Source organism: Microcoleus sp. POL10_C6 (assembly GCF_036701585.1).
Classification (GTDB): Bacteria; Cyanobacteriota; Cyanobacteriia; order Cyanobacteriales; family Microcoleaceae; genus Microcoleus.
Genome location: NZ_JAUBRB010000008.1, coordinates 87,847 through 99,219, shown reverse-complemented (window position 1 = coordinate 99,219; position 11,373 = coordinate 87,847). Strand labels below are relative to the sequence as shown.

General features: G+C 50.9%; 4 protein-coding genes. All 4 read left to right on the top strand.

Going from position 1 to position 11,373, the window contains the following annotated elements:
- Window positions 1–5: 5 nt before the first annotated feature.
- Window positions 6–4,766 carry an amino acid adenylation domain-containing protein gene (locus QUA34_RS06790; protein WP_333385123.1) on the top strand — a complete coding sequence of 1,587 codons (4,761 nt, stop codon included), beginning with the start codon at window positions 6–8 and terminating at the stop codon, window positions 4,764–4,766.
- A gap of 1 nt (window position 4,767) precedes the next feature.
- Window positions 4,768–8,043 carry an amino acid adenylation domain-containing protein gene (locus QUA34_RS06785; protein ID WP_333385120.1) on the top strand — a complete coding sequence of 1,092 codons (3,276 nt, stop codon included), beginning with the start codon at window positions 4,768–4,770 and terminating at the stop codon, window positions 8,041–8,043.
- Window positions 8,044–8,140: 97 nt separating this feature from the next.
- Complete coding sequence (gene panP, locus QUA34_RS06780; protein ID WP_333385117.1) at window positions 8,141–9,829, top strand: pyridoxal-dependent aspartate 1-decarboxylase PanP; 1,689 nt, start codon at window positions 8,141–8,143, stop codon at window positions 9,827–9,829.
- The gene (locus QUA34_RS06775; RefSeq protein WP_333385115.1) at window positions 9,819–11,360 is read left to right on the top strand and encodes a condensation domain-containing protein; all 1,542 of its coding nucleotides are present in this window, start codon (window positions 9,819–9,821) and stop codon (window positions 11,358–11,360) included. The genes panP and QUA34_RS06775 overlap by 11 nt, the downstream gene beginning before the upstream one ends.
- The last annotated feature ends 13 nt before the right edge of the window (window positions 11,361–11,373 follow it).

The following is an 11,373-nucleotide window of genomic DNA, read 5'->3' as shown; positions in this document are numbered from 1 at the left end:
GTCAAATGAGCTATTTGAAACTATCTGCAAAAAAACGCGCATTGCTGGAAGTGATGCTACGAGAAAAGGGGGTAGAATCCTCAAGCGATCGCAGAATTCCTAGAAGGAAAGAAGGCGACTCGCTCCCCTTGTCTTTCGCCCAGCAACGGCTGTGGTTTTTCGACCAGTTCGAGGCGGGAAAATCTTTCTACAATCTCCCAGGCGCTATCCGGCTCAAAGGCAAATTAAATGTGGCCGTGTTGGAGCAAACTTTCAACGAAATCGTCAACCGGCACGAAGCTTTGCGATCGACTTTTACTGAGGTTCAGGGACAGCCAATTCAAGTCATTGCTCCTCCTGGAACTCCCCTGCGACTGCCAGTAATAGACCTGCGAGAACTGCCCCAGAGCGATCGAGAGGCAGCCGTAAACCAGCTATCTGCAAAGGAAGCGCAACAGCCCTTTGACTTAGAACGAGGCCCCTTGCTGCGGACATCTTTGCTACAGCTTAGCCAAGAAGAATACGTTTTGCTGCTGACGATGCACCACATCGTTTCAGATGGCTGGTCCATAGGAGTGCTGGCGCGGGAACTCGCGGCAATTTACGAAGCCTTATCCGCCGGAAACCAACCGCAGCTTCCAGAGCTTCCCGTGCAGTATGCCGACTTTGCGATCTGGCAGCGCAACTGGCTCAGCGGCGAAGTGCTGCAAACTCAGCTTGCGTACTGGAAGCAGCAGTTGGAGGGAGCGCCTCCCTTGCTGGAACTGCCTGCCGATCGACCCCGACCTCCAATTCAGACCTCCGAAGGCGCAACCCAGTCGCTCTTGCTGTCTCAGGAGCTGACAGCCGCCCTCAAAAACCTCAGCCAGCGGGAGGACGTTACCCTGTTTATGACGCTGCTGGCGGCATTTAAAGCGCTGCTTTACCGCTATACAGGGCGGACAGACTTGCTAGTCGGCTCGCCGATCGCCAACCGCAACCGCGCGGAAATTGAAGGGCTCATTGGCGTATTCGTCAATACGCTGGTGTTGCGGACTGACGTTTCCGGCGATCCTACTTTTCGAGAATTGCTTCAACGCTTGCGCGAGGTGACTTTGGGAGCCTACGCGCACCAAGACTTGCCATTTGAGAAACTGGTTGAGGAACTGCAACCCGAGCGCAGTCTGAGTTATAACCCGGTATTTCAGGTTATGTTCCAGTTGCGGAATAACCCCATGCCGCCCTTGGATCTGCCCGGATTGACTTTAAGTATGCTCGAGGTCGAAACGAATACGACGCAGTGTGATTTGAGCTTGGATTTAGAAGAAGTGGGGGAAAGGCTGCAAGCCTCAGTGCAATACAGCACGGATTTGTTCGATCACGCCACCATTACCCGGATGCTCGGACACCTGCAAACCTTGTTGGAAGGTATCGCCACTAATCCAGAGCAGCACCTCTCCAGCTTGCCCCTGCTGACTGCTGCCGAAAAGCAGCAACTGCTGCAGTGGAATAACACCAATACGGGTTATTTGCCCAACCAGTGCCCGCAGGATCTGTTTGAAAAACAGGTGGAGCAAACCCCCGACGCCCCGGCGGCAGTCTTTGACAACCAGCAGCTAACCTACCAACAGCTCAACGCCAAGGCCAACCAAATCGCGCATTACTTGCAAAAGCTGGGAGCAAGTCCAGAGGTGCTGGTGGGCGTTTGCGCCGATCGCTCTCTAGAGGCGATCGCGGCTTTTCTGGGCGTCCTCAAAGCAGGTGCAGCCTACCTGCCCCTAGACCCCGCTTACCCGCCGAAGCGCTTGGCTTATATGCTCGAAGACGCCGCGGCACCACTGCTGCTGACGCAACAACACCTGTTAAACAAGCTCCCCCCGCACTCCTGCAAAGTCGTTTGTTTGGACGCAGACTGGGAGCAAGTTGCCCTGGAGAGCGAAGAAAACCCCTCTAACACAGCCACGCCTGAAAACCTCGCTTACGTTACCTACACCTCGGGTTCTACTGGACGCTCTAAAGGGGTGGCAGTCAATCGCAGCAGTCTGGTAAATGCCTATTTAGGCTGGGAAACCGCTTATAGACTTCGCTCTGGGGTAACATCTCACCTGCAGATGGCCAGCTTCTCCTTCGACGTTTTTAGCGGCGACTTGATGCGATCGCTGTGTTCTGGCGGCAAACTGGTGCTGTGCGATCGCCAGAAGCTGCTCGCGCCGCAGGAACTCTACGAACTGATGCTGCAGCAAAAGATCGACTTTGCCGAATTCGTTCCCGCCGTCTTGAGGAACCTGATCCAGTACCTAGAAGAGAGCGGACAGCGGCTCGACTTTATGAAAATCCTCGTCTGCGGCTCAGACAGTTGGTATGGCTCGGAATATGAAAAATTCCGGCAATTTTGCGGCAGAGAAACTCGGTTGATTAACTCCTTTGGCATCACTGAAGCCACGATCGACAGTTGCTATTTTGAAAGCGCGGCGGGAAATTTAGCGGGCGAGCAGTTAGTCCCCATCGGACGGCCCTTTCCCAACACCCAGCTTTACATCTTAGAGGCTTCCTTGCAGCCCGTGCCGATCGGCGTTCCCGGAGAACTGCACGTCGGCGGTGCAGGCTTGGCGCGAGGCTATCTCAACCGCCCCGAATTAACCGCCCAGAAATTCATTGCCAACCCCTTCTGCGAAGAAATTTCTGCTTTCGGGCCTTCAAATCGCCTTTACAAAACTGGGGATTTAGCTCGCTACTTGCCAGACGGCAATATCGAGCTAATTGGTCGCCTTGACAATCAGGTGAAAATTCGCGGGTTCCGCATCGAGCTGGCAGAGATTGAGGCGGTGCTGTCCCAGCATCCGGCAGTGCGAGAAAGTGCGGTTTTGGTATGGGAAGAGGCGAACGCTCGCAAGCGTCTCGTTGCTTACGTCGTCCCCGACGCCCGCGTAGGGGCGGGCACGGGGGCACCGCCCCTACAGTTATCTTCTAGCGAGCTGCGCCAGTTCTTGCAAGAACGCTTGCCAGAGTATATGGTGCCGTCTGCTTTCGTCTTGCTGGAGAAACTGCCTCTAACGCCCAACGGCAAGCTCGATCGGGCTGCGCTGCCAGCGCCCGACTTGACGCGATCCGAATTGGAAGAGACTTTCGCGGCTCCTTGCAGCGGCATCGAGCAGCAGCTAGCCAGTATTTGGATGGAGGTTCTCGGAATCGAGCGAGTGGGCATACACGACAACTTTTTCGAGTTGGGCGGAGATTCGATTCTCAGCATTCAGATTGTCGCCAAAGCCAATCGAGCGGGGATTCAACTGACTCCCAAACTGCTATTCCAGCACCAGACGATCGCGTTTCTGGCAGCCGCTGCTGGCACTGTCGAGGCTGTGCGAGCCGAGCAAAAACCGGTGACGGGCGCGGTGCCGCTGACTCCCGTGCAGCAGTGGTTCTTTGAAGAAAATTTTGCCTGTGGGCACCACTGGAATCAAGCCGTGATGTTATTAGAAGTGCGGCAACCCCTCGAAGCAGTGCTGCTGGAGCGAGCGTTCGCGCAACTTCTGACGCACCACGACGCGCTGCGCCTGCGCTTTGCCCCCGGCGAATCTGGCTGGCAGCAGTTCAATGCCGAACCGGGGGGAGCCGTGCCGTTTGAAAAATTAGATTTATCTAATTTGTTGACAAATGAGCAAGATTGTGCGATTTCGTCTAAGACCGATGCAGTACAGGCAAGCTTAAACCTGTCAGAAGGGCCGATCGCGCGCGCTGTTCTGTTCGATCTGGGGGCGCAGCAACCTTCGCGCCTGCTAATAGTTATCCACCACTTAGCTGTCGATGGCGTATCGTGGCGAATTTTGCTCGAAGACTTGCAGAATGCCTGCGAACAGTTGAGCAGGGGTCTTGCAATCTCGCTGCCGCCGAAGACGACATCTTTCAAACATTGGGCACAGCGGCTGGTTGAATATGCTCAGTCAGAAGCATTGCACCAAGAATTCGATTACTGGCTGGCACACCTGCAAAAGCCGATTTTTCCCCTGCCAGTAGATTTCGCTGGGGGAAGCAATGCGGTAGCGCAGTCGCGCATCGTGTCGGTGGCGATCGCTGCTGAAGACACTAACGTCTTGCTGCACGAAGTTCCCAAAGTCTACCGAACCCAAATTAACGACGTGCTGCTGGCAGCACTGGCGTGGGCGTTTGCCCAGTGGACCAGAGAGCGCTCGCTGCTGGTTGATTTAGACGGGCACGGGCGGGAAGATATCTTCCCAGATGCAGACGTTTCGCGGACTGTGGGTTGGTTTACTTCCGTGTTTCCGGTACTGCTGTCGATCGGCGAAGCTTCCACTCCCGCAGATGGCTTAAAGGCTGTGAAAGAACAGTTGCGCGCCATCCCAAATCGCGGTATGGGTTACGGGTTACTGCGATATCTCGGCGGCGAAATTTCCCAGAAACTGATCTCCCTCCCTGCAGCAGAGGTGAGTTTCAATTACTTCGGACAGTTCGACCAAGTTCTCCCTGAATCATCTTTATTTGCCCTGTCTGGGGAATCCGTCGGGCAGCCTTTCAGTCCCGAAGGAAACCGCAGCTATTTGATAGAAATTAACGGATTTGTTGCGGGCGGGCAGTTGCGAATGGATTGGACTTACAGCGAGGAAATTCACCGACGTTCTACGGTGGAGAATTTAGCGCAAAAATTTGCCGAAGCCCTGCGAGCGATCGCCCTGGCTTCCCAGGAACCCGAAGCATTCGGCTGCACTCCCTCTGACTTTGCAGAATTCAAGTGGAGTCAGTGGACGCAAAACGACCTAGAAGACATTCTTTCAGCAATTGGAAAAGTTTGAAATGGGCAAAGCAAACGTTGAAGATTTTTACCCCCTCTCGCCCATGCAGCAGGGGATGCTCTTTCACACCCTCTACTCTCCCAACTCCGGAGTTTATTTCGAGCAATTAACTTGCACGCTTCGCAAACTGGCGAACGCGCAGGCATTCAAGCAGGCGTGGCAGCACGTGACAGATCGACATCCCATCTTGCGTACTTCCTTTGTCTGGGAAGGCATCAAAGAACCCGTTCAAGTCGTCTACCGACAAGCCCAACTGCCTTGGGAGGAGTGCGACTGGCAAGGACTCGCGCCCGCAGCACAGAAACAGCAGCTAGAAACCTTTCTCAAAAGCGATCGCGATCGGGGTTTCGATATGCGGCAACCGCCGTTGATGCGGATGACTCTCATAAAACTGGCAAAAGATACTTATTATTTCATCTGGAGCCACCACCACCTTCTGCTAGATGGCTGGTCTAACCCCGCCATCCTCACAGAAGTCTTTGATTTTTACCAAGCCGAACTCAACGGCGAGCAATTATCCTTGCCGCGCCCGCGCCCCTATCGCGACTACATTGTTTGGATACAGCAGCAGAATTTGTCTGAGGCTGAGTCGTTTTGGCGGCAGCGCCTCCAAGGCTTTACCGCACCCACGCCGATGCCAATTGAGCGGGATTTTGGAGCCGCTGCGGGAGAAGAAAGCGATCGCGAGCAGCAAATCCTGCTGTCTGTAGCGACAACAGCAGCACTGCGATCGTTAGCTCGGCAGCAGCAATTGACGCTAAATACTCTAGTACAAGGAGCCTGGGGGCTGCTTCTGAGCCACTACAGTGGCGAGGAAGACGTTATTTTTGGAACGGTTGTCTCCGGTCGTCCACCAGACTTGGCGGGAGTAGAATCGATGGTGGGGATGTTCGTCAACACCCAGCCCGCGCGCGTCAAGATTCGCCAAAAAGACTCGCTGCTGTCTTGGCTCAAGCAGTTGCAGGATCGACAAATAGAGGCGCGGCAGTACGAATACAGCCCCTTGGTAGAGGTGCAGCGGTGGAGCGAAGTGTCGCGCGGGCTGCCTTTGTTTGACTCGCTGGTAGTTTTTGAGAACTATCCCTTAGAGTCTTCTTTGCAGAAGCGGGTTAAAAACCTGGAAATAGAAAGCGTTCTTTCTTTTGAAAAGACGAACTATGCCCTAACGCTGACGGTGGTGCCGGGTGAGGAGTTGGCGCTCAAAATTGGTTACAACAGCAACCGCTTTGAGGACAGTGCGATCGCACGGATGCTCGGACACCTGCAAAATTTACTGGAGGGAATGGCTGCCAATCCTGAGCGGAAACTGTCAGAATTGCCTTTATTGAGCGCCGCCGAACGCCAGCAATTACTTGTTCAGTGGAACGATACCCAAGCGAATTACCCCAAAAATTCCTCAATTCACGAATTATTTGCAGCGCAAACAGAGCGAACCCCCGATGCAGTAGCTGCAATTTGCGAAAATGAACAATTGACTTACCGCGAATTGAATGCCAAAGCCAACCAAATCGCGCATTACCTGCAATCTCTAGGTGTAAAACGCGAAGTTTTGGTGGGAATTTGCTTAGAGCGATCGCTGGAAATGCTGGTAGCCATTTTGGGCATTTTAAAAGTCGGTGCCGCTTACGTTCCTGTCGATCCTGCTTATCCCCAAGAACGCCGATCCTTCATGCTGGCGGACGCAAAAGTTCCGATGCTTTTGACTCAAAAAAACCTCCTAGAAACCCTCCCCGAACACAGCGCAAAAGTCGTCTGTATCGACGCCGAATGGGAGGAAATTTCCCGCCAGAGCGATCGCAACCCCGCTGTTAAAGTGGAAGCCGAAAACCTCGCTTACGTCCTCTACACTTCCGGCTCCACAGGCACTCCCAAAGGCGTACTCGGCACCCACCGAGGCACAGTCAATCGCTGTTTTTGGAACCCCTACCCTTTTATCGAAAAAGATATTTGCTGTCAAAAAACGTCCTTAAATTTTGTCGATTCGGTTTGGGAAATTTTTGCTCCTTTGCTGCATGGGTTGCCCACTGTGATTATTCGCGATCGAGCCGTCAAAGATATTAACCAATTCATTCAGACTTTATCAAAACAAAATGTAACGCGACTGGTGCTGGTTCCTTCTTTGTTGCGCGCTATCTTAGATTCATTCCCTGATGTAGACAGGCGTTTGCCTCAATTAAAATATTGGATTTGCAGCGGAGAAACTCTGCCGCTGGAACTTTGCCAGCAATTTCGAGAGCAGATGCCCCAACGGGTATTAATCAATCTTTATGGCTCTTCTGAAGTAGCTGCGGACGTGACGTGGTACGATGCAACTCACTGTGTTGAGAAAGTTCCCATCGGTCGCCCGATCGCCAACACGCAAATTTATCTGCTCGACCGCAATTTGCAACCCGTTCCCATAGGAATTCCCGGCGAGATTTACGTCGGCGGCGATGGATTGGCACAGGGCTACTTAAACCGCCCCGACTTAACCTCGGAGAAATTCATTCCTAACCCGTTTGGACAAGAAAAATTAGATTTTCTCGGTAATTCTCATCAAAAAGTTTTGTTCACAACAGGCGATATCGGTTGTTACCTGCCGGATGGTAATATAGAATTTCTGGGCCGTGACGATTGCCAAGTAAAAATTCGCGGTTTCCGCATCGAACTAGGAGAAATAGAGGCAGCACTTTCTCAACATTCTTCTGTGTCCACCGCTGCTGTTTTGCTTCAAGAAAAAGCACCGGGCAGTCAACGCCTAGTCGCTTACCTAGTTCCTAACTCAGGGCTCATAAATCAGCACCCAGAACTTATTTCCGAACTGCGTTCATTCTTGAAGCACAAACTGCCCGATTACATGGTGCCTTCAGCTTTTGTGCTATTAGATGCGCTGCCACTAACGCCCAACGGAAAAATTGACCGCCTCGCCTTATCTCAAAGGTGCGATTACGTTTCTGAGGAAACAGCCTTCACTGAGCCACAAACGCCCACAGAGGCAGAAATCGCTGAGATTTGGACTGCTCTTTTAGGGCTAGAAAAAGTAGGAACTAACCAAAACTTTTTTGACCTCGGCGGTCACTCTCTGATGGCAACACAGTTAATATCGCGAGTGCGATCGTGCTTTGGGGTAGAGTTAGCGCTGTGCGATTTTTTTGCCGCTCCCACCATTGAGAATTTAGCTGAACTAATCGAGGAAGAAATTCTGGCAAACGCCGATTCTAACCAGATAGATAAATTGCTCGCTCTCTTAGAAAAGAGTGATGGAGACTCAGCACAAACTGTGATGCTGACTGAGTAAATATCGGCTTGGTGAAAAAACACAAACAGCCCTTTTATCCTTAAGGCTTCGGTGGGGATAGGAGATAATAAAAACCCTCTAAAAGGATTGATTCGGGATGAGTAAACTAACAGTACAAGCCAAAGATTGTCAAGATGTAATGCAGCCCTTAAAAGCCTGTGTTACCCCACTTGAAGAAAAGTTAATGGAGCTATTCAGTGCTTCAGAAAAGTCCTTTTTGGCAGAAGAAGCAATGGAGGAGCGAATTTCTGCCCTAGTTCAAGACTTTTTGTACGCAAAAACCGCTAGTACAGATATTGACTTAGAGTTAATTATTCAGGAGTTTAGGGAAAACAAAATTCCCGCCCTTCCTACAGATGTTGGGAATTATATCGATGATTTGACCCAAACCCTCGTTGCCCATTCCATTCACACATCTTCCCCCCGATATATCGGTCACATGACAAGCGCACTTCCCTATTTTGTGCGCCCGATCGCGAAGCTTTTAACCGCGATGAATCAAAATTTGGTCAAGATGGAAACTGCCAAAGTTTTAAGCCCCTGCGAGCGCCAGACTTTGGCAATGATGCACCGATTAATTTACGATTTTTCTGAGGATTTTTATAACCAGCACATTCAAAAAAGTGACAGCACGCTCGGTATCATGACAACGGGCGGCACCCTAGCTAATATTACAGCTTTGTGGTGCGCTCGCAACGCTTCTTTAGGGCCAAAAAATAACTTTAGTGGCATTGAAAAAGAAGGCTTGTACGCAGCTTTAGAGTTTTACGGCTACAAGGGAATGGTGATAATCGGCTCCAATTTGATGCACTATTCTTTTGAAAAGGCTGCTGGTTTATTAGGCATTGGCGATCGCAATCTCCTAAAAATTCCCACTGATTGCAATCACCGCATGGATTTGGCCGCGCTGCGCCAAACTGTGGCCGAATGTCGCGATCGCAATCTGCACATTCTGGCAATTATCGGTATTGGAGGCAGCACCGATTCGGGAAGTATCGATCCGCTTCCAGAAATAGCCGCGATCGCCCAAGAAGCAAACGCTCACTTTCACGTCGATGCCGCTTGGGGCGGGCCCGTGCTTTTTTCCGAACGTCACCGGCACAAATTCGCAGGCATTGAACTAGCAGATTCCGTCACCATAGATGGACACAAACAAATGTATTTGCCAATGGGAATTGGTCTGGTTTTATTCCGCAATCCCCAAACCGCCAAAGTTATTGAAAAACACGCACCCTACACGGTGCGAAAAGACTCCATCGATTTAGGCAAGCGCTCTCTCGAAGGATCTCGACCAGGTGCGAGTTTGTACTTGCAAGCCGCCTTGAATATCATCGGCCATCAAGGCTATGAATTTTTGATAGATGGAGGCATCCATAAAACGCAGCACTTGGCCAATTTAATTCGGGAAAATCCAGCCTTTGAATTGCTGCTAGAACCAGAAATTAATATTCTTTTATACCGCTACATTCCAGAAACATTCAGGGAAAAAGCAGCCAAACAACAACTAACCGAAGCAGACAATCATTTCATTAATCAATTTAACGAGCGCCTTCAGGAAGCCCAGCGGCAAGCCGGTCACACCTTCGTATCGCGAACAACCCTGCAAAACACCTGTTATGGCAAAACCATTCCCATTGTTGCTTTTCGAGTCGTCCTTGCCAACCCCCTTACCACTGAAGCAGATATCAACATTGTTTTAAACGACCAGCTCAAAATAGCAGCAAAGCTTTCCTTAACTATCACAAACAGCGACCACTGCGAGGAGGTGAATCATCATGTCTACTAATCGTTCAGAACGACTAAAAAACCTCTCGGCCCAGAAGCGAGCGCTCCTCCTCAAAGCATTGGGCAAACAGGCAGTACAGGCTGAGCAATCTCAGCGCATTCCCAGGCGATCGCAGCAACATACGGCTCCCCTTTCTTTTGCCCAGCAACGGCTGTGGTTTCTCGATCGATTGTCTCCCGAAAACCCTGCCTACAACCTTCCTGCTGCTGTGCGTTTGCAAGGGCAATTGAATTTGTCGGCACTGCAACAAACACTCAATGAAATTGTCCGGCGTCACGAAGTTTTACGCACTGCTTTTGCAGAAGTGGACGGGGAACCTGTCCAACTGATTTCTCCTTCCTTGGATTTCGCTTTGTCGGTGGTAAACTTGCGACATTTACCAGAAACTGAGCAGCAAGCTGAAATAGAGCAGCGTACTCTTGAAGAAGCCCAACGCCCCTTTGACTTAACGCGATCGCCCTTACTGCGGGCCACTCTCCTGCAACTTAGTCCGGCAGAATATGTGTTGCTGCTGACGATACACCACATTATTTCTGATGGTTGGTCTATGGGCGTGTTGGTGCGAGAAGTAGCCGCACTTTATGAAGCTTTTTCCACTGACAAACCCTCTGGGCTGCCTGAACTTTCCGTACAGTATGCCGACTTCGCCAGTTGGCAGCGGCAGCATTTCCAGGGAGAGAAATTAGAAAAACAGCTCGCTTATTGGAAACAGCAATTGGGACGCGATTTAGCTGTGCTGTCAACTGATCGGCAGCGATCTCCAGTGCAAAGTTTCCGAGGATCGCAGCAATCTTTTGTGATTTCTGCTTCTTTAACTGAAAGACTGAAAACGCTCGCCCCGCAACAAGATGTCACCCTATTTATGACGTTGTTGGCAGCATTTCACTGCTTGCTATCCTGCCAAATAAAGCAAGATAACCTCGCTATTGGCTCTCCTATTGCCAATCGCAACCGCCTTGAATTAGAGGAACTAATTGGATTTTTTGTCAATACTTTAGTGCTGCGAATTGACACGGCAGGTAATCCAACTTTCCGCGAACTACTCGATCGAACACGGGAGGTAGCGTTAGCAGCTTACGCTCACCCGGATGTTCCTTTTGAAAAGCTCGTGGAGGAATTGCAGCCGGAGCGAAATCTCAGCTATAACCCGCTGTTTCAAGTGTGGTTTGTTCTCCAGAATGCACCCATGCCACCCCTGGAGTTAGCTGGTTTGACCTTGAGCATTCTGGAATCCGATGTCGGTATGTCGAGACACGACTTAAGCCTCACTCTCTGGGAGAGTTCAGAAGGAATTCAAGGCTTATTTGACTACAAAACAGACTTATTTGAGGCTGCGACTATTGCCCGAATGGTGAGAGGTTTTCAAATCCTCCTCAACCAGGTAGTCATCCAGCCAGATATCAGGATCGACGACTTGGCAGAAATTCTGGCCGAAGCAGAAAGGCAGCACCAAATCGAGCAGCAAAAACAAATTCATCTTTCGGGAATTCAAAAATTAAAAATGGCTAAACGCAAAGTTATGAAGAGTTGAAAATGATGGCTCG

Bases quoted from the DNA above. Each gene is read 5' to 3' on its own strand.
- QUA34_RS06790 (WP_333385123.1), top strand. From the start codon at position 6: ATGAGCTATTTGAAACTATCTGCAAAAAAACGCGCATTGCTGGAAGTG.
- QUA34_RS06785 (WP_333385120.1), top strand. From the start codon at position 4,768: ATGGGCAAAGCAAACGTTGAAGATTTTTACCCCCTCTCGCCCATGCAG.
- panP (WP_333385117.1), top strand. From the start codon at position 8,141: ATGAGTAAACTAACAGTACAAGCCAAAGATTGTCAAGATGTAATGCAG.
- QUA34_RS06775 (WP_333385115.1), top strand. From the start codon at position 9,819: ATGTCTACTAATCGTTCAGAACGACTAAAAAACCTCTCGGCCCAGAAG.